The organism is Methanoculleus sp. MH98A, from assembly GCF_000691865.1.
Lineage (GTDB): Archaea > Halobacteriota > Methanomicrobia > Methanomicrobiales > Methanoculleaceae > Methanoculleus.
Window position 1 is genome coordinate 1 of record NZ_JMIO01000083.1, and the last position, 23,199, is coordinate 23,199.

24 protein-coding genes and 2 pseudogenes are annotated in these 23,199 nt (G+C 63.4%); 12 read left to right on the forward strand and 14 right to left on the reverse strand.

Features of this window, described 5'->3' with window-relative positions:
* Nucleotides 1-117: 117 nt before the first annotated feature.
* Nucleotides 118-1,059, reverse strand: a complete 942-nt coding sequence (gene mptA, locus EI28_RS10460) for a GTP cyclohydrolase MptA (RefSeq protein ID WP_048114665.1) — start codon at nucleotides 1,057-1,059, stop codon at nucleotides 118-120.
* A 129-nt stretch (nucleotides 1,060-1,188) separates the two neighbouring features.
* Between mptA and ilvC the strand changes: the two genes are divergently transcribed.
* From ilvC to EI28_RS10475, 3 genes are all read left to right on the forward strand, one after another.
* Nucleotides 1,189-2,178 (forward strand): ketol-acid reductoisomerase, encoded by a 990-nt coding sequence (gene ilvC / locus EI28_RS10465; RefSeq protein WP_048114666.1) that lies wholly within the window; start codon nucleotides 1,189-1,191, stop codon nucleotides 2,176-2,178.
* A 183-nt stretch (nucleotides 2,179-2,361) separates the two neighbouring features.
* Entirely contained in the window at nucleotides 2,362-2,856 is a 495-nt protein-coding gene (locus tag EI28_RS10470; RefSeq protein ID WP_048114667.1) for a flavodoxin, read from the forward strand.
* Nucleotides 2,857-3,080: 224 nt separating this feature from the next.
* Nucleotides 3,081-3,698 carry a translation initiation factor IF-2 subunit beta gene (locus EI28_RS10475; RefSeq protein ID WP_048114668.1) on the forward strand — a complete coding sequence of 206 codons (618 nt, stop codon included), beginning with the start codon at nucleotides 3,081-3,083 and terminating at the stop codon, nucleotides 3,696-3,698.
* Here the strand turns inward: EI28_RS10475 and EI28_RS10480 are convergent.
* Together EI28_RS10480 and EI28_RS10485 are read right to left on the reverse strand one after the other, a co-directional pair.
* Nucleotides 3,679-4,311 carry a class I SAM-dependent methyltransferase gene (locus EI28_RS10480; RefSeq protein ID WP_048114669.1) on the reverse strand — a complete coding sequence of 211 codons (633 nt, stop codon included), beginning with the start codon at nucleotides 4,309-4,311 and terminating at the stop codon, nucleotides 3,679-3,681. The two genes, EI28_RS10475 and EI28_RS10480, sit on opposite strands and share 20 nt — an antisense overlap.
* 7 nt (nucleotides 4,312-4,318) lie before the next feature.
* A complete protein-coding gene (locus EI28_RS10485; RefSeq protein WP_231476744.1) occupies nucleotides 4,319-4,603 on the reverse strand; it encodes a DNA-directed RNA polymerase subunit L in 285 nt (94 codons plus the stop codon).
* A gap of 399 nt (nucleotides 4,604-5,002) precedes the next feature.
* Here EI28_RS10485 and EI28_RS10490 point away from each other — a divergent pair, with 399 nt between their 5' ends.
* Entirely contained in the window at nucleotides 5,003-5,941 is a 939-nt protein-coding gene (locus tag EI28_RS10490; RefSeq protein ID WP_155937364.1) for a hypothetical protein, read from the forward strand.
* An 84-nt stretch (nucleotides 5,942-6,025) separates the two neighbouring features.
* The gene (gene dapF, locus EI28_RS10495; protein WP_048114673.1) at nucleotides 6,026-6,844 is read left to right on the forward strand and encodes a diaminopimelate epimerase; all 819 of its coding nucleotides are present in this window, start codon (nucleotides 6,026-6,028) and stop codon (nucleotides 6,842-6,844) included.
* Here dapF and radB read toward each other — a convergent pair.
* Together radB and larC are read right to left on the reverse strand one after the other, a co-directional pair.
* Nucleotides 6,831-7,505, reverse strand: coding sequence for a DNA repair and recombination protein RadB (gene radB, locus EI28_RS10500; RefSeq protein WP_048114675.1), 675 nt, complete (start codon nucleotides 7,503-7,505; stop codon nucleotides 6,831-6,833). The two genes, dapF and radB, sit on opposite strands and share 14 nt — an antisense overlap.
* Nucleotides 7,502-8,695 carry a nickel pincer cofactor biosynthesis protein LarC gene (larC, locus tag EI28_RS10505; RefSeq protein ID WP_048114677.1) on the reverse strand — a complete coding sequence of 398 codons (1,194 nt, stop codon included), beginning with the start codon at nucleotides 8,693-8,695 and terminating at the stop codon, nucleotides 7,502-7,504. The genes radB and larC overlap by 4 nt, the downstream gene beginning before the upstream one ends.
* A 46-nt stretch (nucleotides 8,696-8,741) precedes the next feature.
* On the opposite strand from larC, the gene EI28_RS10510 reads away from it, so the two are divergent.
* A complete protein-coding gene (locus EI28_RS10510) occupies nucleotides 8,742-11,159 on the forward strand; it encodes a CDC48 family AAA ATPase (RefSeq protein WP_048114679.1) in 2,418 nt (805 codons plus the stop codon).
* 39 nt (nucleotides 11,160-11,198) lie between these two features.
* On the opposite strand, the gene EI28_RS10515 is transcribed toward EI28_RS10510, so the two are convergent.
* A complete protein-coding gene (locus EI28_RS10515) occupies nucleotides 11,199-11,663 on the reverse strand; it encodes a GNAT family N-acetyltransferase (RefSeq protein WP_048114681.1) in 465 nt (154 codons plus the stop codon).
* Between the two features lie 339 nt (nucleotides 11,664-12,002).
* Here EI28_RS10515 and EI28_RS10520 point away from each other — a divergent pair, with 339 nt between their 5' ends.
* Nucleotides 12,003-13,544 (forward strand): class I adenylate-forming enzyme family protein, encoded by a 1,542-nt coding sequence (locus EI28_RS10520; protein WP_048114683.1) that lies wholly within the window; start codon nucleotides 12,003-12,005, stop codon nucleotides 13,542-13,544.
* A 79-nt stretch (nucleotides 13,545-13,623) separates the two neighbouring features.
* Nucleotides 13,624-14,208: an ATPase domain-containing protein gene (locus EI28_RS10525; RefSeq protein ID WP_048114684.1), complete on the forward strand. Its 585-nt coding sequence runs from the start codon at nucleotides 13,624-13,626 to the stop codon at nucleotides 14,206-14,208.
* Nucleotides 14,209-14,247: 39 nt separating this feature from the next.
* On the opposite strand, the gene EI28_RS10530 is transcribed toward EI28_RS10525, so the two are convergent.
* The 6 genes and pseudogenes from EI28_RS10530 to EI28_RS10550 form a co-directional block, all read right to left on the reverse strand.
* Complete coding sequence (locus tag EI28_RS10530; protein WP_048114685.1) at nucleotides 14,248-15,150, reverse strand: methionine synthase; 903 nt, start codon at nucleotides 15,148-15,150, stop codon at nucleotides 14,248-14,250.
* Nucleotides 15,151-15,211: 61 nt separating this feature from the next.
* Entirely contained in the window at nucleotides 15,212-16,501 is a 1,290-nt protein-coding gene (gene aspS / locus EI28_RS10535; protein WP_048114686.1) for an aspartate--tRNA(Asn) ligase, read from the reverse strand.
* A gap of 122 nt (nucleotides 16,502-16,623) precedes the next feature.
* Complete coding sequence (locus tag EI28_RS10540; RefSeq protein ID WP_048114687.1) at nucleotides 16,624-17,166, reverse strand: pyruvoyl-dependent arginine decarboxylase; 543 nt, start codon at nucleotides 17,164-17,166, stop codon at nucleotides 16,624-16,626.
* 277 nt (nucleotides 17,167-17,443) lie between these two features.
* Entirely contained in the window at nucleotides 17,444-18,211 is a 768-nt protein-coding gene (locus EI28_RS15545; protein WP_369792288.1) for a HEAT repeat domain-containing protein, read from the reverse strand.
* Nucleotides 18,209-18,403: pseudogene (locus tag EI28_RS15550) on the reverse strand (HEAT repeat domain-containing protein); the annotation flags it as partial. The gene EI28_RS15545 and the pseudogene EI28_RS15550, both read right to left, overlap by 3 nt.
* Before the next feature lie 6 nt (nucleotides 18,404-18,409).
* A complete protein-coding gene (locus tag EI28_RS10550; RefSeq protein WP_155937366.1) occupies nucleotides 18,410-18,616 on the reverse strand; it encodes a HEAT repeat domain-containing protein in 207 nt (68 codons plus the stop codon).
* Nucleotides 18,617-18,761: 145 nt separating this feature from the next.
* On the opposite strand from EI28_RS10550, the gene EI28_RS14935 reads away from it, so the two are divergent.
* The 3 genes from EI28_RS14935 to nifU all read left to right on the forward strand — a co-directional run bounded on the left by EI28_RS14935 (nucleotide 18,762) and on the right by nifU (nucleotide 19,895).
* Nucleotides 18,762-18,974: a hypothetical protein gene (locus EI28_RS14935; RefSeq protein ID WP_048114690.1), complete on the forward strand. Its 213-nt coding sequence runs from the start codon at nucleotides 18,762-18,764 to the stop codon at nucleotides 18,972-18,974.
* A 10-nt stretch (nucleotides 18,975-18,984) separates the two neighbouring features.
* Nucleotides 18,985-19,233, forward strand: a complete 249-nt coding sequence (locus EI28_RS10560; RefSeq protein WP_048114692.1) for a sulfurtransferase TusA family protein — start codon at nucleotides 18,985-18,987, stop codon at nucleotides 19,231-19,233.
* Nucleotides 19,234-19,505: 272 nt separating this feature from the next.
* A complete protein-coding gene (nifU, locus tag EI28_RS10565; protein WP_048114693.1) occupies nucleotides 19,506-19,895 on the forward strand; it encodes a Fe-S cluster assembly scaffold protein NifU in 390 nt (129 codons plus the stop codon).
* Between the two features lie 9 nt (nucleotides 19,896-19,904).
* Here the strand turns inward: nifU and cofD are convergent.
* Nucleotides 19,905-20,806, reverse strand: a pseudogene (gene cofD, locus EI28_RS10570) (2-phospho-L-lactate transferase).
* A gap of 73 nt (nucleotides 20,807-20,879) precedes the next feature.
* Nucleotides 20,880-21,782, reverse strand: coding sequence for a 2-phospho-L-lactate transferase CofD family protein (locus EI28_RS10575; RefSeq protein WP_048114695.1), 903 nt, complete (start codon nucleotides 21,780-21,782; stop codon nucleotides 20,880-20,882).
* A gap of 99 nt (nucleotides 21,783-21,881) precedes the next feature.
* Between EI28_RS10575 and EI28_RS10580 the strand changes: the two genes are divergently transcribed.
* Nucleotides 21,882-22,178 carry a hypothetical protein gene (locus EI28_RS10580; RefSeq protein ID WP_155937368.1) on the forward strand — a complete coding sequence of 99 codons (297 nt, stop codon included), beginning with the start codon at nucleotides 21,882-21,884 and terminating at the stop codon, nucleotides 22,176-22,178.
* Nucleotides 22,179-23,199: the final 1,021 nt, after the last annotated feature.

The following is a 23,199-nucleotide window of genomic DNA, read 5'->3' on the forward strand; positions in this document are numbered from 1 at the left end:
AAACAGAGTTTATATCTTTCGCTTCAGGACACTCTCTAATATTACGATGTTGTAAAAGAGTAGTACTTAATATCAGAATATCCGGGTCCCGTATAAAAATGTGAAATTATGCCGGATTTACAGTGTGCCTTTGTCCATCTCCGAGACGAGTTCGGCTATCGTTGCCTTTCGCTCTGCGTATGCATTATGCTGGTGGATGCTCTCCTCGTTCGTCTGCTTGATAGTGACTACGGAGTCTCCGGGCAGATCGTGGAACTGCGCGATCACCTTGCGAGCCATCTCGCGTACGCAGTCTTCGACGAACCGGGGATTCTTGTGAGCTTCCATCACCACGTAACTCTCGTCGCCCCGCTTGAGGAGCTCGTAGATACGTGCACTCATGGAGTCCTTCAGGATCTTGATGATCTTCTCGAGACTGATGTGCTGGTCGTCGTCGATCTCGATGCAGAGGAACCCCCGTCCACGCTGGTTGTGTGTGGCCATCGGCACCTCGTTGAAGAACGACTCGATCTTGTCCTCTTCCACCCCGAGGTTCTCGAGGACATGCAGGGCATGATCCTTCATGATGTTCTGGGCACAGGGGCAGGCGGTCATCCCGGTCACTTCGGCGCCGATGCTCTTTCTGATGATCGGGTTCCCTTCGTTCCTCTGGGCTATTGCTCTCGCGTGGACGTTCACGACCTCGTGACAGCTCGTCTCGCTGACAGGCGTCTCGCGCCGGACCATGAACTTGCTCCGCATCCGGACCTCGGTCCGTTCGGCGTATTCGTGCCGGTCGAGGAGTTTCCTCGCCACTGCGCTGCAGAGTTCCTCGATCTCGTTCACGTCGCCGTCGATGGCCTGCTGCAGCACGTCGTCGATCACCTCGAAGTTCCGGGAGAGGTTCGCCCCCTTGAGGCTTCCGGGGAGATCGACGAAGACGTCGAAGTTGGAGATGAAGATGACCGGCCGCTTACCTGGTCGGGCGACTTCAACGAGTTTTTGTACGTTCTTAACACCCACCCTGGTCAGGTTGATACGGACCTCCGGCAGGCTGGACTGGACATCTGGCAGTTCCATTACAAATCCTCAATAGCGTATTGAGAGTAAGGTTTCTCTTCATCAACCTTAAAATGACCCTCAGTGCACCACCGAGGTTCTTTGATATAATATTTATCAGGTTTGCTGTCTAACGGGGAGTGAGAACCTATGGTGCAAAAATACTATGAGTCCGATGCGGACCCTCGCACCCTGGAGGGCAAGACCATCGCCGTCATCGGCTATGGATCCCAGGGACGCGGACAGGCGCTGAACCTGCGTGATTCCGGGTGCCGGGTCGTCATCGGCCTGCGGCCGGGCGGCAGCTGGCAGAGGGCATCCGAAGACGGTTTCGAGGTGTATTCCGTGGCCGAAGCGGTCAAGCGCGCCGACGTTATCCAGATCCTCCTCCCCGACGAGAACCAGGCGGCCGTCTACCGCGCCGAGATCAGCGCCAATCTCAGGGAGAACGCCTGCCTGATGTTCTCGCACGGATTCAATATTCATTACGGCCAGATCGTCCCCCCGCCCACCGTCGACGTGGTCATGGTCGCCCCGAAAGGGCCCGGCCACATGGTCCGCCGGACCTATGAGGAGGGGAAGGGCGTCCCGGCCCTCATCGCCGTTCATCAGGACGCCACGGGGCAGGCACGTGCCATCGCGCTCGCCTATGCCCGCGGGATCGGCGCGACCCGTGCGGTGGTGTTCGAGACGACGTTTGCCGAGGAGACCGAGACCGACCTCTTCGGTGAGCAGGCGGTCCTCTGCGGCGGGATTACCTCGCTCATCAAGGCCGGGTTCGAGACCCTGGTGGATGCCGGGTATGCGCCCGAGATGGCCTACCTTGAGGTCCTGCACGAGACGAAACTCATCGTCGACCTGATCTACGAGGGCGGGTTCACGAAGATGCGCGACTCGATCAGCAACACCGCCCAGTACGGCGACCTGACCCGCGGCCCCCGCGTCATCGGGCCCGAGACCTACGTGGCGATGCAGGAGATCCTCGAGGAGATCCAGAACGGCGAGTTCGCGAAGGAGTGGATGCTCGAGAACATGGTGAACCGCCCGGTCTTCACCGCACTGACGAGAGCGGACGAGGAGCACCTGATCGAAGAGGTCGGCGCGGAGATCCGTTCGTTCATGCCGCAGTTCAGGAAGTAAGGCCCTCCTCTTTTTTCCGTCCTTCGCGTGAAACTACATCGCCGTCCTTGAACCGGTAACCTCACGCGAAGGCGCGAAGGGAAGTTGCCGGTACCTGCGCCGGAGTTCGTGTGAGGGCCGTGAGCATTGCTCCACGCGGCCCCACCCGATACCCGTTTATACCCGGCCGCGTCACCCTCCGGTATGTCCGTCTGCATCATCTATCACTCGGAGACCGGCAACACCCGGGCGGTCGCCGAACAGGTCGCCGCTGCGTCCGGCGGCGATCTCATCGGGGTCAGGGACCTTGCGAACTACTCGAAGGTGGGGATGTACCTGAAGGGCGCTCGCCGGGCCATGAAGGGAGATTCTGCCGATATCGAACCCGCCGCCATCGACGTCTCCGTCTACGAGACGGTCGTCGTCGGAACCCCCGTATGGGCGGGGAACCCTACCCCCGCGATCAACGCCGCGGTCAATACCCTCCGGGGCATCGAGGGGAAACCCACGGTCGTCTTCTGCACCTCGGGCGGGTCACCGCGCAAGACGCTCGACACGTTGAAGGCGATGCTCGCGAAGAGGGGTGCTGACGTCCGGGGCGCGGTCCCGCTCACTGCACGCGACGCGAAGAAACCGGAGGCGGTGAAGCCCCTGGTCGATCTCGTCCGGGAATCGCGAAAAAAGATGGCCGTTCAGTAGCGCGCCGCACGGGTCGTCGTCGTAAGCGCCGTTTCCATCTCTTCGGGCTCTCGAAGCAGGCAACCTCGACGTCGGTTAAGTCGCGCCCGAGGGTTTTTTGCAGCAGCGCGAGGTCCTGTGTCGGCAGCAGACTGCAGAACCGGTGGGCCGCCCACCTTCGTGAGCGTGTGTAAGTCCCGGCGCAAGGTAACCACTTTTTGACGTCGCGCGATCAATAGTGAGGTATGAGCCCGTCATACGAAGACCTTCTGAAGAAGGCGTATACCAATATCACGGAACCGACGGAGTTCGAGGACCGGTTCACGGTTCCGACCGCCCGCGCCTTTATCGAGGGGAAGACCACGGTTCTCGAGAACTTCGCCGAGATCGCGAGTACCCTCCGGCGCGACCAGGATCACCTGATGAAGCATCTCCTCGGCGAGCTCGGCACCGCCGGCAAGGTGGAGGGGACGCGGGCGGTCTTCTCCGGGAAGTTCGAGCAGGAGCAGATTAACACGATCATCAAGGGCTACGTCGACGACTACGTCATCTGTTCGGAGTGCGGGAAGCCCGACACCCGCCTGGTCAAGACCGACCGTATCCTGACGCTCAAGTGCGACGCCTGCGGCGGTCACCGGCCGGTGCGGAAGCGAAAAGCGATAGTCGATCCCTCTGCAGCGTCGAAACCGACCGAGGGCGCCATCATGGACGTCACCCCGCAGTTCCTCTCGAAACGCGGCGACGGCGTGGTGAAGATCGACCGCTACACGATGTACGTTGCGAATGCAAAACCGGGCCAGACCGTGAAGATAAAAATCACCCGGATCGCCGGGACGATCATCTTCACCGAGCGCGTGGACTGATCGCGTCTTTTTTGATCTCCACCCACATCCCCTCTTCTTCTTCCCGGATGCGGGCACGGCCGACACCGCTCTCTGCAAGTTCCTTTTGGAGCGTATCGGGGGTCGCCCGCCCGCTCCGCCGGGCGACGTCGCTGTCCCAGTTCGGGTTTCGCCGCCGCATCTTTGTAAAGATCGCTTCCCGGAGTTCGGGCGTCCCGAAGCTGCCGCCGACGTACGCGACGCCGCCGGGCCGGAGTACGCGCTCGATCTCTAAAAATGCCCGTGCCCGGTCTTCCCAGAAGTAGATCGAGCCGCGGCTGACGACGAGCGAGACGGTATTGTCGCACAGCGGCATGCAGTGGACGTCGCCGGTGACCGGGGTCACCCGGCCCACACACCCGGCGGCGGCCGTTCGGGCTATCCGGGACATCGCCGGATCGGCGTCGAGCGCGATGACGAAGAGTTCGCTTCTCTGTGCGAGCGCTACGGAGAGGAGGCCGGGGCCGCTCCCGAGATCGAGCGCGATCCCGTCCCGTATCCCCGACCACGCGAGCGCCTGCTCCGCGATGATGGGATAGATGGGAGCGAAGACCTCCCGGGCAACCCGGGCGAAGCCTTCGGCGCTCTTTGTCATGGGACGCCTACGCGGTTTCGAGCGCTTCTATCTGGTGGAGGATTTCGCCGGCGTAGCCGGAGAGCCGCTTTGCCGCATCCGTAACTGCAAGAAGAGGAGACCGGCCGCCGACCGTGGTGACGACCAGTTCGGGGTCCGTGAACCGGAATGCCTGCTTGCGCTGCGCCACGTCCACCTGCGGATCGCGGATGAGTTCGGCGGCGAGCGCGTCGATGTAGGTGTTGCCTTCGCCTTCAAAGAGGATCCGGGCTTTATCGTCGGTCAGATCCAGGAGTTTGAGTTTCATGGCCATACGCACCTATGTTTTGGTTCCGGGAGGGGTATATACGTATGGGTGGGGCACGGCGCCGGACGGCTCGATGGTGAGCCCGGAGGCTTTCGCCGGTCTGCCCCCCCGAAGAACTACTCCATCCGGCCGTGAGCCGCCGCCGGAAGAAGGGCATACCGGTCGCCCCCTATCGGCGGGCGGAACTCCCGGTGCCGGCTCTTTTATCGTTCGGTTGCTGCGTGCTTCTCGATCGAAACGCCTCGACGTGTAGATGATCGTGACAGAAAACGGATATAGAGGAACGTTGAGCTCTCAACCATGGGTTTCGCAGGCGGCGCCTGCAACAGTGCGAACGTCCCGCGCCCGGAGGCGATGGGGGCGCGTGCCTCTCCGGCCTCCGAGAGATCCCTGAAGGTGTGTGAAATGAGCGGAAAAATTGGAATGCAGGCGTTCCCCGTCTCCCTCGCCGTGCTGCTGGTGAGCGTGATGATGGTGCCGGCGATGGCTACGGATGCCGGGGCACTCGATATTGAGAAGCTGGACATCGTGGATGCTGCAACACTCCAGGAACGATCTCCTTCGTTCATCAGCGAACTTCGAAGTGAGGGGTGCTCCGAAGAAGAGATTGCCGAGGCAATCCGTAGCCTGCCGCGAGTTTCATACCTTGACGGATGGACGGAGGCGGACGACAAGCGGGTATCGTCCCTTTTGCAGCAGGCAAGGGATGAACTGAACTACTCGATGTACGGCGGGATAGATCTCCCGTCGGGGGATAGGGTCCCCGGGCCCGGGCATATCGACACGCCGGTTACAGAACCCGGTTCTCAAGCGGATGCGGCCGTCGTTGCCCTTTCCAATCCGGGGGCCGCTAAAACAATCCTGTGCCCCTCCGGAGGCCTCCGGGATCAGGAACCGGCAGTTTCCGCGAAACTCCAGCCGTCCCGGCCGATCTTCACCGGACCGGGGATCGAAGACCTCAAAGCCGCCCTGAACAGGCGGGAACCCGTCACCGTCACGTTCGGAGGGCTTCCCTTCTCGAAGGGTGGGAGCGGAATATCGTTCTCAGTCTTCACCGCCGCCACAGAGAGTCTGATACGGGAACGCTACCTCTACCCCAACGGGTCTCTCATCGGGTACGGCTACGGCATCGACGGGTATTTACGGGTGGGCATCTGGAACGGCCCGCCTCCGCCGGAGAACGTCTCATCGATAGACGCGGTGTATGCGATGCTCGATACGCGGGCAAGGGAGATGGGAATCGAGGATATTCCGGTGAAGTTCACGGTATTCATCTCCCCGCCGGAGCTCGTCATCGGTCCTCAGATGGATTCGTCGGGGTGGATGAGTCTATGCGGTGGGTGAGGCCATAATCCCCGGCCCCGCATCCCCCACGAACCCCCACGGTTTATCACCCGCCGCTCCCATACGTACAGGAGAGGCTATACCATGGAGATCGCGTTCACCAAACTGCAGGGAAACGGCAATGATTTCGTCCTGATCGACGAGCACAACGGCGAGGTCATCCCGGAGGATATGAAGGGGGCGTTTGCGGCGCTCTTCTGCGACCGCAGGTTCGGCATCGGCGCCGACGGCATCCTCTTCCTCCAGGCGTCCGGGGCGGCCGAGATCCGGATGCGGCTCTTCCAGCCCGACGAGAGCGAGGCCGAGATGTGCGGGAACGGTATCCGCTGCCTCGCGAAGTACGCCTACGACGCCGGATACGTGAAAGAGTCCTGCTCGGTCGAGACCGGGGCGGGGGTCGTCCAGGTCTCGGCAGGCTACGCGGACGACGAGTTCACCGCGACGATCACGATGCCGACACCGGCGTTCGAGCGGAGCGCCATCCCGGCCGCCGGGAACGGCGAATACAAGGAGGAGATCCGCAACTTCACCGTGTATGCCGCGAACACCGGCGTTCCCCACGCGGTTGTTTTCGTCAAAGAAATAGGCGCAGTCGATATCGCTGCCGTCGGCCCGGCCATCAGGAACCACCCCTCCTTCGTAGAGGGCGCGAACGTCAACTTCGTCGAAGAGGCCGGCAACGACACGATCCGGATCCGGACGTTCGAGCGCGGCGTCGAGGGCGAGACCGAGAGCTGCGGCACCGGCGCGACGGCGTCCGCCGCGGTTGCCCATCACCTCGGCAAAGTCGGGGATTCAGTAAGGGTAGAGACGAAAGGCGGCCCGCTCGTGATCCGGTTCGGCGAGACCGTCACGATGGAAGGCCCCGCCGAGACGGTCTTTTCCGGCGTTATACCGTTCTGATCCCGTCTTCGGTGATCGTGAAGTCGAACGAGATTCCTTCCGGCCGGGACCGGTGCTTCCGGAGCATCGCCCGCCGGGCACCATCCTTCTTTTCAAGCCGTATGATGGCCTTCGAGAGATGCTCGAGCGCCGTCCCCCCGAGCCCCGCCACCCGGTCCCGCTCCACATCCATATAGATCTGGTTCGTGATCAGGACGGGGATGTCGTATTTCTTCGCGAGGCCGAGGAGTTTGATCATGTGATGCGAGAGTTTCCGTATCGCCTCCCGCCCGAGATCGAGTTCCGTCCGGTAGAGGGCGGTGGCCGAGTCCATCACCAGCAGCCCCACGGGGGCGTGGCCGTTCTTGAGCAGCCCTTCCGCATCGGCGATCATCGTCCCCTGCTGGGCGAAATCGAGTGGCTCGAAGAGGTAGAGCCTGTCCGCGAGCGCTCCGGCGTTCTCCCCGGCGATCTGCGTAAAGCGCTCCACCGAGAACCCTTCGGTGTCGATGTAGACGACCGAGTTCCCGGCCCGGAGGCAGGCCACCGCCGCCATCAGGCAGAGGGTGCTCTTGCCGCTCGCGGGCTCGCCGTAGATCTGGGTGATCGCCCGGCGTTCGAGCCCGCCGCCGAGCAGGTCGTCGAGGCCCTGGCTTCCCGTGCCGACCCGGTCGGTCTTCATGGTTCGAGCACACCCCGCTCGACGAAGAGACGGCGTGCGGCCGCCTCGACCGCTCCGGCGACCTCGCGGAACGGGAGCCCGGTCTCCCGTGCGCATGCCGCCGCCTGTTCGTACTCGGCCTTGAACGAGACGATCTTCCCGCCCGACCAGCCGCATTTGACGTCGATCGTCGTCTCCTTCCCCCGCACGGTCACCGTGACCGGTTCGATGGTCCGTTCGGCGACGGCCCGGTGCACCATCGGGATGCACCGTATCCCGAGCGTCCCGAGTTCCCGCGCCATCACTCCCGTGAGGCGGTCGGTCGCGTCAGGGCGGCAGATCACCCGGACGAGGTGACCGCTCCGCCCCTTCTTCATCACGACGGGAGTAACGCTCGCGTCCCGTGCCCCTTCTTCCATCAGGCAGCCGATCGCGTAGGCGAGGGCTTCGCCGGTGACGTCGTCGACGTTCGTCTCGAGGATGTCGACCCGGTCGCCTTCGGGAGCCTCTTTTGCAGAGAGAAGCATCGAACGGATGACATTCGGCCTTCCCGGTGGATTCCTGCTTCCCGCCCCGTAGCCGACCGCCCTGATCTCCGTCGGGCCGAGGTCTTCGGGCCGGACGGTCGAGAACTCGGCGAGGAGCGCGGCTCCCGTCGGGGTGCAGAGTTCCCGCTCCTCGTCTCCGGAGACTGTCGTGAGATCCGATTCCGCGAGGATTGCCACGGTCGCCGGTGCAGGGACGGGGAAGGTGCCGTGGGCGCCGACTGCAAACCCCCGGCCGAGGGCGAGCGGGTGGACGGCGACCCCGTCGGGGGCGAGGGAGTGAAGGGCGGTGCAGGCCCCCACCACGTCGGCGATCGCGTCGTCCGCACCCACCTCGTGGAAGTGCGCCCCCTCTCCGTGGATACTCTCCTCGGCCCGGTGTATCCGGAGAAAGACCCGCCGCGCCATCTCTTGAGCCGGGGCGGGAGCGTCGCTCTCGGCCACCCGGTCGAGCACCTCGTCGAGGCTACGGTGGTGCACCGGGGCATGCGCTCTCACCTGGACGGCCCGGATCCCGGAGCGGTCTACCCGTTCGATTGTCGGTTCCCCGACGACGGAACGCATGGCTGCCCTGACAAGCCCCTCATCGGCTCCCAGATCGAGAAGGGTTCCGATGATCATGTCGCCTGCGGCTCCGTTGAACGGATCGAAGAGAAGTATAATCATGCGTCTCCAGTACTTATAAATCCCCGAAATATAAGAACTAGAGGTAATGCCCGAGATATACTTGAAGGTAGATAGCGCTTATCCGGAGGATCAGGGGGCAGGCAAGGCACGGCTTGACCCTGATACCATGTTGCAGCTCAGGCTTAACCCGGGAGACCTCGTCGCTATCGAAGGAAAGCGTCGCACCGTGGCCAAGGTCTGGCGCGCCATGGTGAACGACTGGCACCAGGGCAAGGTCCGGATCGATAATTTTACCCGGCTCAATACCGGTGCGAGCATAGGCGACAGGGTCAAGATACGAACGCTCGATGAGGAGGCCGAGGCGAAACGGGTCGTGCTTGCGCCGCCCGAAGACCTCCCCAAACAGCTCCCCATCAACTACGGCAGCGTCGTCAACAAACTGATCGACTTTCCTGTCGTCAAAAACGACTCCGTCCCCATTCAGGCCGGGCTCCCGTTCATGCAGCCCCAGCTCGTCGCGTTCAAGGCGGTGGTGGTCGAGCCGGAGAACGCCGTGATCATCACCAAGAACACGAAGATCGAGTTCTCCGAGAAGCCTGCGGCCGGATTCGAGGGCGTGAAAAGGATCAGCTACGAGGATATCGGCGGCCTCAAGGGCGAGCTGCAGCGTGTCCGCGAGACGATCGAACTCCCCATGCGGCACCCGGAGATCTTTAGAAAGCTCGGGATCGAGCCGCCGAAGGGCGTCCTCCTCTACGGCCCGCCGGGAACAGGAAAGACCCTCATCGCAAAGGCCGTCGCGAGCGAGAGCGGCGCTCACTTCATCTCGATCGCGGGGCCTGAGGTCATCTCGAAGTACTACGGCGAGAGCGAGCAGCGGCTCCGTGAGGTCTTCGAGGATGCACGGCAGCACGCTCCTGCGATCATCTTCATCGACGAGCTCGACTCCATCGCTCCCCGGCGGGAAGAGGTGACCGGGGAGGTCGAGCGGCGCGTGGTCGCCCAGCTCCTCACGATGATGGACGGGCTCGAAGAGCGGGGGCAGGTCGTGGTGATCGGGGCCACGAACCGGCTCGACGCCATCGACCCTGCGCTGCGCCGTCCCGGCCGGTTCGACCGGGAGATCGAGATAGGTGTTCCGGCGGAGGACGACCGGGTCCAGGTGCTCCACATCCACACCCGCGGCATGCCGCTTGCCGACGACGTGGCGATTGCCGACGTCGCCCAGCAGACCCACGGGTTCGTCGGGGCGGATCTCGCCGCTCTCGCCCGGGAAGCGGCGATCAAGGCGTTGCGGCGCTACCTGCCCGAGATCGATCTCGAAGCCGAGGAGATCCCTCCCGAGATCCTCGAGAAGATGGAGGTGCAGGCCAGGGACTTCCGCGACGCTCTCCGCGATGTGGGCCCGAGCGCCATGCGGGAGGTTCTCCTCGAGGTGCCCCACACCACCTGGGGAGACGTAGGAGGACTCGAAGAGGCGAAGCAGGATATCCGCGAGGCGGTGGAATATCCGCTCACCCAGGGGGAGCGGTTCGAGAACCTCGGTATCGAGCCGCCGAAGGGTGTCCTCCTCTACGGCCCGCCGGGCACGGGTAAGACCCTCATCGCAAAGGCCGTCGCGAGCGAGAGCGGGGCGAACTTCGTGCCGGTCAAGGGTCCCCAGCTCCTCTCGAAGTGGGTCGGCGAGAGCGAGCGGGCGGTCCGCGAGATCTTCAAGAAGGCCCGGCAGGTTGCGCCGTCCATCATCTTCTTCGACGAGCTGGACGCCCTCGCCCCCGCCCGGGGCGGCGGCACCGAGTCGCACGTGGTCGAGAGCGTGCTAAACCAGATCCTCACCGAGATCGACGGCCTCGAGGAACTGCGGGGCGTGGTGGTGATGGGCGCGACCAACCGGCCGGACATGGTCGACCCGGCGCTGCTCCGGCCCGGACGGTTCGACCGGCTCGTCTACATCGGCGAGCCCGGGCGGGACGACCGGGAGAAGATCCTTTCCATCCACACCCGCTACATGCCGCTCGAGGGCTCGACGATGGAAGACCTCGTGGCGATGACGGAAGGGCTCTCGGAGAACGGTCTCGAGGACCTGGTTCTCGCCGTGGGAGCCAACCACCACGTGACCGTCGAAGAAGTGAGAGAGCACCGCGCTGCGATCGAGGCGAGCGACGACGAAGGGCTCGCAGGCCACGTCCGGCGGAAGAAACTCGTCGACCTCCTCGCCCAGCAGAAGGTGACCGTCGACGACCCGGCGAGGGATCAACTCGTCAAGAAGGTGGCGACCGGCGCCGACGGGTTCGTCGGCTCGGACCTCGAGGCGCTCGCCCGGGAGGCGGCCATGCTCGCCATGCGGGAGGGTGCCGCCGTCGTGAAGCCGTCGCACTTCGAGCAGGCACGGGAGAAGGTGCACGCGACGATGAACGAGCGGCTGCGGCAGTACTACGGGAAGGTGCAGCAGCACTTCAAGGGCGGGCTGCCGAAGGATATCCAGCCCCCGGAATACCAGTGAGCGGCTCTCCCCGGAAATTCTTTTTTTCAGCGAACCTGTTCATCGCGCCTGCGGCGGATATGCAATCAGCCCTTCCTTGACGCCCCGGACGAACCCCGCCTTCTCGTAGAGCCGGAAGACGTTTTGTTCGCGACGGCCGGACAGAAGCATCACCTTGTAGCAGTTCTGCCGCCAGGCATGGCCCAGCGCATGGTCAAGGAGGGCCGTGCCGAACCCCCGGTTCCGGAACTCCCGCCGGGTTACGACGTTCTCGATGAGCCCGTAGGGCCGTGCGCCCCGGGTGAGGTTTGCGAGGATGTGCAGGACACAAGACGAGACCGGCACGCCCCCGTCTTCGAGGAGGAAGAGGTGGGTTCGCGGGTCGGCAAGGATCTCCTGCCAGGCTCGCTCCAGCGCACGGTCGTCGGCCTTCTCGTCGACATCGTGCAGGTGGGTATAGAGGGAGAGGACGGCGGCCAGATCGCTCTCAACGGCCTCCCGGACGAGCGGCGTGTCGCTCTGCATATATCTCGATCTGCCTCTTTGGTAATCTGCTTTTGTTTTTGTCCGGGCTTTGTTGTGACCCTCTCTGGAGAAGTCTCGATTGTGTCCCGGACACGGATTCCGAGAGGATATCGCCATGAGGATATTTTCCCGTTTTGATTACTCTGTTTGCCACACTTCGCATCTGCGGGCTCAAGCTCCTGCCCTTGGGCTGGTCGCACTTCGCATCTGCGGGTGGTGTGTCTCTATCCGCCGTCACCCCCTGAGAATCAGCGCATCACACCCCCCGGGGCAACCTATTTACCGCCCCATGAACAAGCATATACATCAAAGCGCATACCTGCCGCCCGGAGCCTGCCCATGCCGAACTGCACCACGTTTCTCGACGCCAACGCCTGTAACCCCGAAAAGACCGCTCTCATCGTCCCCTCCACCGGAGAGTCCTACACCCGCGCCGAACTCCTCGACCGGGTCTGCCGGGTCGGGCGCGGCCTCCTCGACCTCGGGGTCGGGCGCGGGGACCGCGTCTGCATCTACCTCGACAGTTCGACGGAGTACCTTCTCAGTTACTTCGCCCTCTGGCGCATCGGCGCCGTCGCCGTCCCGACGAACCGGGTCTACCGCGAGAGCGAGGTTCTCTACGCCGTCCGCGATGCGGGGGCCGTGGCCGTCATCACCGACGTCGAAGGTGCGGCGCTCGTCGGCCGCATCCGGGACCAGGCATCGACCCTCCGGCACGTCGTCGCCGTCGGCGGGGAGGGCGCGGGCACGACGCCGTGGGCGGACCTCCTCCGGGCGCCGGCGGACTGCCGCGCCGTCCACTGCCGGTTCGACGACCTCTGCCAGATCCAGTATACCTCCGGCACCACCGGCAAGCCGAAGGGCGCCATGCTCACGCACGGGAACTGGATCGCCGCGATGGACGCCGAGCGGGACGTTCTCCGGATCACCGACGAGGACGTCTACCTCGGGATCTATCCCATGGGGCACGTCGGCCTCAGCTGGGGGATCGCGACGCTCCGGGCCGGCGGAACCTACGTCGTCATGGAGCGGTTCGATCTCGACCACTACCTCGACCTCGCCCGCGAGTACCGGGCCACGATCGTCGCCGGGATGCCGCCGGTGATCCACTCCCTCATCCAGACCCCGCCGGGAACCGAGGCGGCGCTCGCCACCGCCCGGGCGATGATCAGCGGCGGCGGCCCCCTGACGCCCGGCGTCTGGAAACCCTTCCACGAGCGGTTCGGTATTCCCGTCGTCAACGCCTACGGCCTCTCCGAGACGGTCGTCGTCGGGACCGGGACCGCCATCCGCCCCGAGCACTACGCGACCGCCGACGAGTTCCGGAGCGTCGGCACCCCGGTCGGGTTCTCGGAGGTGAAGATCGTCGATGCCGGTGACCCCACGCGGGAACTGGAACCCGGCGAGGACGGCGAGATTGCCCTCCGGGGCCCGGGAGTGGCGCTCGGCTACTGGCAGATGCCCGAAGAGACCGCCGCCGTCTTCCTCCCCGACGGCTGGTTCCTGACCGGCGACGTCGGCCACCTGGACGCGGACGGGATGCTCTACATCACCGACCGCAAGAAGGACATGATTGTGATGTCGGGCTGGAAGGTCTACCCGACCGAGGTCGAGGACGTCCTCGTCCAGCACCCGGGCGTCCGCGACGCAGCGGTCTTCGGGTGTGCCGACGAGCACCGGGGCGAGGTTCCGGTTGCCGTGGTGGTTCCTGCAGGTAACGGCATCTCGCCCGACGAGATCGTCGCCTTCGCCCGCGAGCGCCTTGCGGGGTATAAAGTCCCCCGCCGGGTCATCCTCGCCGGCGAGATCCCCCGGGTGAACGGGTGGAAACTTCTGCGCAAGCGGCTCCGGGAGGAGTACTGTGGTGCCTGCAACGAGTGAAAAATCGCATCCGATAGAGTAGTTATTAAGGAAAGAGCGGCAAATCTCCTGTTTGAGGACACTTATCCGAGGTACAGACGTGGCAGACACCACCAAACGTTCTACAGGAATCGCGGGTCTGGATCTGGCGCTTGACGGGGGATTCTCACCGGGCACCCGCATCGTCATCTCCGGATCTCCGCTGAGCGGCCTTGAGCTCCTGGCACAGCAGTTCTGGCAGGAAGGGGAGGGGGCGGGAGCTTACCTGATGCTCGATACCGCGCCGGGAGAGAATATGATCGACGCACGGGGCATGAAGCCCGCAGCGATGACGGCGGCGATGGAAGGCGAGAAGATCATCGTGGACTCTCTCTCCACGCTGATCGCCGCCTGGGGGATCGATACGGCCGCCAGGTTTGTCCTCGAAGACACCCGCCCGATCATCGAGGGGGGTGCAAACATCGTCTACCTCCTCTACACGGGAACTCACAGCGCCTTTGAGGAGGCGCGGATCATGCGGGCCGCCGACACCTTCCTCTCTCTCAGGCAGCAGGTTCAAGGCAACGAGTTCGAGCGGGTGCTCGCCGTCGAGAAATTCAAAGGTTCGGACGTGCCGCAGCGCGTCATCCCCTACAACATCATGGCTGACGGCCTCGAACTCTCGACGACGAGCAGGGTGGTCTAGGCCGGACCCCTTCGTATTTTTTCGCGTAAAACCAGCGGTCTAGCCGGTATGCTCGGCCCGGACCTCGCCCGTCGCAACAACCATATTCTTCAGTTTTCCGAGCGCCGCGTCGCGTGTCTGCATCCTGAGACCGCAGTCGGGGTCGACGAGCATGGTGTCGGGGGAGAAAACGTCGATACCGGCCTCGAGCCTTTTTTTGATCGTTTCTATGCTCTCGACGCCCGGATCGGCCGAGTCCACGCACCCATACCCGATCATCCGACCACCCAGGTCTTTTTCCGAGAGAACCTCGAGGTTTCCTGGGTTGTTCGCGAACTCGAAATCGAATGCTGCGACGTTTATCCGGAGGACGTCGTCGATGACGTTCCCGAGGTTGCCGCAGACGTGGAGGGAGGCCGGCACCCGGAGCCTCCCGGCGATCGCGTTCACCGCCTCGCGGCCGACGGCGAGGTTTGCCGCCCCCGTCGAGAAGATGGGCTCGTCGACCTGGATGAGCGCAACACCGGCGTCCTGGAGGTAGTTCGCCTCGACCGCGAGCGCCTGCGCGATGTCAAGGACCAGTTCGTCTTTGTTCCGGTAGAACGGCGTCTCGATCGAGAGGCCGTGCGCGAGCGTGCTCGGGCCGGTGAGGATACCTTTCACCTTCGGGTGCCGGGAGAGGGCGTATTTCGTGTCTGCGAGGGTGATGGGCCGGGCGGCAGGCTGGACCTTCCCGACGACAGAAGATCCCCGGATCCCGGGGAGGTGGGAGGTGAAGGCCCGGATCATGTCGCCCCGGACCTGACCGTCGGAGATGATGTCGATCCCGGCGCCGATCTGGTCGGCGACCGCTACCTCCACCGCATGTTTCAGCGGGTCCATGCGGGCGAAAAGCCCCGATCCTTTCACCACCGGGTAGCTCCCGACCACGGTGGTCGGGAGGAGCACGCTTGTCAGGGTCATGGAAACATCCTGTGCCGGCTACGCAGGCACATCGATCCGTAGGTCGCCGGTCTAATTAAGTTCATGGCGTCAGCCTGTGCCGGTCGCGCGGGAAGAGCACCGCCTCGCGGATGTTAGCGAGGTCGAGCATCGTCATTACCAGCCGCTCGATGCCGAGCCCCCATCCGGCATGCGGGGGCATGCCGTAGCGGAACGTCTTTAAGTAGAACTCGAAACTCTCGGGAGAGAGGCCCTTCGCGCGAATCCGCTCCGTAAGGAGGTCGGGGTCGTGGATACGCTGGGCGCCGGAGGAAAGTTCCATCCGGGGATGCATCAGGTCGAACGCCTTGCAGAACTCGGGGCGGTCGGGATACGGCATCGCGTAGTAGGGCCTGATGTCGGTCGGCCAGTCGACGATGAAGTAGTGCTGCCCGACGGTATCCCCGATCGCCCGCTCGGCCGCCGGGGAGAGGTCGTCGCCGAAGGCGAGTTTCTCCTCGACGGTCTTGTTCGCGATCTCGATCGCTTCTGCGTAGGGTATCCGCGGGAACGGCTTTGCCGGAACCTTGAGGTCGACCCCGAGTTCCTCGAGCGCGTCGCTGCAGTTCTTCGCGACATGGTCGTAAACGTGGACGATCAGGTCTTCGAGGAGTTCCATGACGTCGTTGTGGTCGGCAAACGAGACCTCGACGTCGAGGCTCGTCGCCTCGTTGAGGTGCCGGACGGTGTTGTGCTCCTCGGCGCGGAAGATGGGGCCGATCTCGAAGACCCCCTCGAACCCGCCGGCCATCATCATCTGTTTATAGAGCTGCGGGCTCTGGTTCATGAACGCCTCCTTCTCGAAGTAGGCGATCGGGAAGAGTTCGGTGCCGCCCTCTGTCGCCGCCGCGACGATCTTGGGGGTGGCGATGTTGATGCACCCCCGGGAGGCGAGGAACGCGGTCGCGGCGCAGGTCGCGGCGGACCGGATGAAGAAGATGGCGCGAACACGCGGTTTTCTCGCGTCCAGGAACCGGGAGTCGAGCCTGGTGTCCATCTCGGCGGGAACCTTCTCGGCGACGTCGAGCGGGAGCGGGCTCTCTGCGGTGCTGATGAGCTCGAGTTCTTCGGGGACGATCTCGCGCCCGCCGGGTGCTTTCTCGATCGCTTTGACCGTGCCCCGGACCCGGACCACGGACTCTCTCGAGACGCTTCGGGCGACATCGAGGATCTCTGCCGTGACCTTCTTCTTCGGGATGGTCACCTGGATGATGCCGGTCCGGTCACGGATCAGGAAGAACGCGAGTCCTCCGAGGTCACGAACCTCGTGCACCCAGCCGATGATCTCGGCAGATTCTGTTTCCGGGGTTACGGCCCGTATTGGTAGATGCATGTGAAAAACCTGGATACAGTGTGGGGGTCGGAAGGTATTTTGTTTTGCGCTCCAGCCCGGGAAGAAAGGTCGGCGGGGCGGTCACAGGAAAAAGGGAAGTGCCGCCCCGGGAGGTGCGGGTCTTAGATGAAGACTGCTGCGGCGAGGACCGTCGTCCAGCGACCGTCCATGACCCCTTCCGCCGCCTGGCAGGTGTGGGTCGTGTTGATGATCCGGCCGCTCGCCTTGTAGATCTGTTCCCGCTCCTGCCACGCCTTGTCGGGGTCGAACTCGATCCCGAGCGTCGTTGCGAGCATGGTTGCCGCAAGGTCTTCAGCGTATTCGCCCGAGATCTCTTCCGTCTCCCCGAAGGCATGGTGCTCGGAGAGGTAGCCGTAAGCGTTGCTCTCCTTGGGCATCGCGTGTCCGATGGCGGCGGATGCGAGCCTGCTCGGTTCGTTGGTCTCGTTCCGGGCCATGACGACGTAGACGATGCTGCCCGGGGAGAGCTCCTTCAGGCCGTCCTCCTTCGAGACCAGCTGGCAGTTCGGGGGGAAGATACTCGAGACGTAGACCAGGTTGTACTTCTCGATGCCCGCCTGCCTGAGAGCCAGTTCAAATGATGCCAGTTTGTCTTTGTGGATGCCCACACCTTTCGTAAAGAAACACTTGGTCGGAACGAACATTAGGGATCTTCTTATCGCTTGAATTTTTTAATATTTTCGGTTATAACAGTCACAAATCGAAAAAGGAGTGAGATTTCCTCCCATTTTGACATTAGGTGAGTGAAATTCCGGCAAATGGGAAATTACCCGGAAAAATGCGGGTGGTTCGTATGCCCCTGAGTGACTGCGGCTACGCCGGATCAGTCCTTAAGACCGACCCGAACCGGGGTTTCCGCCATATTCGCCGGCACCCCGAAAAACCCCCGCGGATCCGCCGGGGCGGTGGGGAGCGCATCCGTCAGGCGAGACTTCCCCGCGCCTTGATCGCTTCCAGCGCCTCGAACGCCTCCCGCCGGACATCCCTGTCGGAATCCTGGAGAAGAGGCTGCAGCGCTTCGGACGCGCCGGGAGCACCGATCTCGCCGAGAACGATGGCGGACCTGCGCCGGGTTTCGGCATCGCCCCCGCCGGTAAGGTCGATCAGGGCCGGTGCCGCCGCCTCCCCGACCCGCCAGAGCGCCTCCATTGCCCGATGCCGGGCGCCCTCGTCGCCGTTTCCGAGAGCCTCGATGAGCGGGGCGACGGCGGGCGTGCCGATGCCCGCGAGCGCACCGCCGACGTGCCACCTCACCTCACGGTCGGGGTCGGCAAGCGCCTCGATGAGCGGCGCAATCGCCTCGCCGGCCCGGATCTCCCCGAGCACCCGGGCGGCCCACCGGCGGACGGACGGCCGTTCGTCGCGGAGAGCAGCCGAGAGGGAGTCGACGGTCGGCGTCCCGATGCGGCCGAGAACCGCTGCGTTTCGCCGCCGGAAGTCCTCGTCCTCGTCGCCGAGCGCCTCGATGCAGGACGAGACTGCAGCCTCGCCGAAGGCGGCGAGCGCGTCGGCGGCGAGAGCCCTGACCTGCTCGTCCGGGTCGCGGAGGAGGGCGACAAGCCCCTCGATGCCGCGCTCGTCACGGGACCGCTGCACCCCGGCGATCGCGCACCGCCGCACCCGGGGTTCGTCGTCGCCGAGCGCCTCCAGGAAGACGTCTCCGGCCGGGAAGCCTTCGAGCGCCTCCAGCGCCCCGGAACGGACGGCCGCGTCCCCGTGGTGCGCCGCCTCCTTCAGGGCATCCACCGCCGGGTTCCCGAGCGCCCGGAGCGCCCGGACGGCGTCCTGCCGCATGGCGTCGTCCGCGTTTGCGAACGTTCCGATGAGATGCGGGATCGCCGCCGGACCCACCCGGCCGAGGGCGGCCGCCGCTTCCCGCCGGACGCATCAGTCCTCGTCGCCGAGCCCTTTCATCAGCGGGAGCACCGCTGGTTCCCCGATCTCCCCGAGCGCCCGAACCGCTCTCCACCGGGTCACGATATCCTCGCTCTCAAGCGAGAGAGCGAGTCCCGCTACCCGTGCTTCCTCCTCCGCATCGACTGATGCGTCCGTTTCCTCCCCCTTCCTGCGTCCGAGCCGGTTCCATAGTCCCATCGGCATCCTCCTTTCTATCGGTCTTCTCCGATGATGGTAGGTGGCAGGAGATGGAGTATAATCCTTCTGATCTTCTCCCGGATGCACGGGATCCGCCCGTTGCCGCCCTCTGCCGCCGGCACCCGCTGAGGAACGCTTATATGGGATGGCACAGCATCCGGTGCTCCCGGGGGTGTGCCGCGGACGGGTCACGGGGGCCGGGTTTCCATGCGCGCCCGCAACAGAAGGCACGGCGGTGGAGCCGGAGAGAGAACCTGCGGCGGTCGTGGCCTGCATCGGGCGAACCGGGTGGCGCGAGCGTGTGAAGTTCGAGAAGGATGACGGAACCATGCGGTTCTCCATCCGGAAGATGAAGTGAGGTGAGACGAATGTACGCGGATAGGACGATTAGCTGTGTCGACGCCTGCCAGTCTCCCATGCTCCTGATCGAGGAGGAGATGGAGGTGCTCGAGAAGGGGCAGGTCCTGCAGGTGACGGCCGACAGGCACGACCTTGTCGAGATGGTCAGGTCATGGGCGGATGAGAGCGGGCATACGATCGAGGAAGAGTACGTCGCGAGCGGGGTGACGACCCTCATCGTGCGCAAGGGGGCGGCACCGGCGGCAAAAGCGGTCTGACCGGCCGGAGGGAAAAGGAGCTGGCCGCGATCGCCTTTAACGATCTCGCGGTCGACGCGGAAGCGGTCGTCACGTTCCAGGGGTAGCGGGCGTCCTGCCGGGGTTGCGGGACAGAGGCCTGCCCGGCCGGCTACGCGAGTCTCCGCTTCTTTCGGGTCGATTGCCGGGATGCTCGGGCCCGGAAATGGCGAAGGGCAGGTGCCCCGGATCATCGGGGCCGTCGAAGAAACAGTTAAACGCCTGCGGGCTATTACACCGCTGCAGGTGGAACTATGGCGGACCAGATCGGATACAGCCAGAAGGTGATGGAGCACTTCATGAACCCGCACAACGTCGGGGTGATCGAGAACCCGGACGGCTACGGCAAGGTCGGCAACCCCGTCTGCGGGGACATCATGGAGATCTTCATCAGGGTCAAAGACGACGTCATCGAGGATATCAGATTCCGGACGTTCGGGTGCGGGTCGGCGATCGCGACGAGCAGCATGGTGACCGACATGGCCAAAGGAAAGACGCTTGAGGAGGCGATGAAGATCACCCGCGACGACGTCGCGACCGAACTCGAGGGGCTCCCGCCCAGGAAGATGCACTGCTCGAATCTGGCGGCTGACGCGCTCCACGCGGCGATAGAGGATTACCGGGAAAAACAGAAGAAAGAGTGAGGGGGCTTCTCAGCACCCGTAGACCAGGGTCAGGATGCTCTTTGCGAGGTCGAGGCTCTTGCCCCGGTTGACCATGAGTGTATCCTGGCGCAGCGCCCCTTCGAGTTCGACCGGGTCGCGGGTGTCCTGGATGAAGACGTCCACGAAGTCCTCGTAGAGATCGTAGGTTCCGGCGGACGAGGGCTCTTTTCCGAACGCCTGCATCAGGGCAGCCGCCGGGCCGCTGACCGGCGCATCCCCGATGAACGGGCTGACGGCGATGACGTTCTGCCGGCGGAGCGCCTCCCGCACCCCGGCGCACTCGAGGATCGGGGATACGCTCGTGACCGGGTTGCTCGGCCCGATCACGACGGCGTCGCTTTCCTCGATCGCTCGATGACTTCGTCGGTCGCGGCCGGCGGCTCACTGAACTTCCGGACGACGCCGTCAATCGCGACGTCGCCCCGGTGCTTCACCCAGTACTCCTGGAAGTGTATCTCGCCCCGGAGCGTCCGGACGTAGGTCGTCACGACGGAATCGGTCATCGGGAGAATGGTCGCCCGGACGTCGAGCGTGCGGCAGAGTGTGCGGGTTATCTCCGTCAGCCCCATGCCGTTGCGGAGCATCTCTCCCCGTGCTGCATGGATAGCCCGGTCCTGGTCGCCGACGGCGATATACTCTTCGATGCCGAGCCGTGCGAGGAGGTCGTGGGTGATGTAGGAGTCATTGCGGATCCCCCACCACCGGTTGGTGTCGAGGATGCCCGCAAAGAGGTACATGACCGTGTCGATGTCGGGCGAGAGGTGGTTGCCGGAGAGCCAGGTGTCCTCGGCCGTGTTGACGACGACCGCGATATCCCGTTCGTCCAGCAGATCTCGCATCCCGCGGAGGAGTTTCGGGGTTCCGGTCCCGCCCGAGAGGAAGGTTATCATAGGATAATTAGCGTATCAAGTGCATCCGTATATGAATTTTCCCAAACTTTGCCCGGGGGTCAACGCCCCGAATTCACGAAACGGCGTGGCGGATGACCGCCATGATGTCCCAGGCGAGCGATTCGGCCTGCCGCTCGTGCATCAGGCGGGTTTCGAGGCGGAGCGATCCGGGGACGTCGTCGGGGTCGTGGATGTCCTGGACGAAGACGTCGACGATCTCCCCGTAGAGCCGGGAGACCGCCGGTGATGTGGGGGGCTCTCCGACGGCGTACATGAGGGCGGCGTCTTTTGGGTCCGGCGCGACGCCGCCCGAAAACGGCGAGACCGCGACGACGAACTTCTCAAGGAGGAGGTCCCGCATCCCGGCGCAGCCGAGGATGGGGAGGATGCTCGCCGCCGGGTTCGCGGGGCCGATCACGACGGCGTCGCTTTCCTCGATCGCCGCCCGCACCCCGTCCGTGACCGCCGGGGGCTTTCGCCCGACGAGTTCCCGGACCTCTGTCCCGGGATCGGCGGCCATCCGGTACTCGAGGAGCGGGAGGAGATCGGTTCCGGTGTCGACGAAGAGGGCGGCGTCGCCGTCGGTCATCGGGAGGACGGTCGCCCCGATGTTGAGCGAGCGGCACTGGCGCTCGACCGCCCCGGTCAGGGTCAGGCCCTGGCGGAGGAGCGCCGCCCGGGCGATCTGGACCGCCCGGGCACGGTCGCCGACCGGGAAGGGTTCGCCGCCCGCCACCTTCGGGAGGTAGTTGTGGGTGGCGTAGGTGTCGCCCTTGATCCCCCACCACCGGTTGGTATCGAGGATGCCGGCAAAGAGGAAGACGGCGGTGTCGATGTCGGGCGCACAGTGACCGCCCGATACCCGGAGGTCCTCGGCGGTATTCGCGACCACGGCGATCTCGCTGTCGTAGAGGATCTGCCGGACGCCCCGGATGAGCGCAGGCGTCCCGGCTCCGCCGGAGAGGAAGGTGATCATGGCTGGATGTCATGTATGTGGGGTGTCCGGGGGGTTAACGGTTTCAGTTGTTGTGGCTGACAGGTCATGTTTGGATCTCTGGAAGTGTGTAATCTCACAGTGGCCGGCCTCGGCCAGTGGGATCACTATGAACAAAGGCTGGCTATACTCCAAGGCAGAAATCGAGGACTGCTACCAGTGTCGGATCCGCAGCTTACGGTGATGGCCCCAGCGGAGGTGCGGGAGATTCAATCGGAGTTCCGACAACGGATGCAGGCCCACTCGGAGATCCTGACGAGCCTGGTGAGTGAAAACATCCTGTTGAAGAAGGGATTGGAGGTGGTCAAGAAATTGCAGGTTCGGATGGATAGGATATCGATAATAGTTGCCGGGTACGAGATACAAGAGGAAAAGTAGTGACCTGTGAACGATGGCAAATAACTTTCTAATCTTAAGTTACAATTAAATGCATTAACTTCATTCCTGAAGATTTGCCTCAGTTGGCCTGTGGAACCATCTGAGGCGGGTTTCTGATACTCTGGTCTCAGCTCGCTTGGCGGTAGATCACGTAGCGGATCCTGAAGATCCAAAGAATCCGTAACTCAAATTCTCTGTACATGACGTATCTCCTTAGTTTCGTTCGTATGGCTATGCTATCCCTCATGCTGTGGCAATCATCGGGACGATCAATATATAAAGAGTAACGAGTATTTAATTCTTCAAGCGCGACGAGATCATTGTCCATTAGAATGACTTTTCAGAATGACCTGATCCAGTCCGATGGGGTAAGATTTAATAACAATACCTCACAACACTACATCGTCCTTTTGAGTGTTTGTGAGCAAGCATTCAGAGGAACATGTACTATCAGAGTGTCAAAAGCGGTTGAAAAACGCTGGACATGACGTTAGATCCTTAGTTTGTGGAGGGGCTCCCGGGCCTAATCTGTGGTATGGCTTGGGAGCGAACTCCATTATTTCCCTGAAATTTCGCTGTGTTGATACTTGTAGACAGACGGAAACTCAGTATGGTTTTTTTATAACTCAATCTCCCCTCTCCGCCGCATCCTCCATCGTGATAAACGGTAGGTAACCATCCCTGGAAACCCTGACTCTCTGTTCCCACACTCTGCTCCCAATGATTGCAATAGCCATTGGAATGTAGTGCCTCACCGACACGGTTCCCGGCAATCAGCGTTGCGGTGCTGGTCAGGGGACGACCATTTATGGCAGGGCGTATCGCCACCAATCGGCCCACCTCTCTCATGGGCAGAACGACTGGCCTGGAGGGTGGAGTTTGAGAAGATCGGAGATCTTCGGGAGGGCGAGACCCCCCACCCGCCGCCTGAGCGCTCAACCTCCACACCCACACTCCGCTCCCCCCAAAAGAAAACCGCCCCGCACGCCGCGCGCCTTCAAATACCTTTATCTTCCATCTC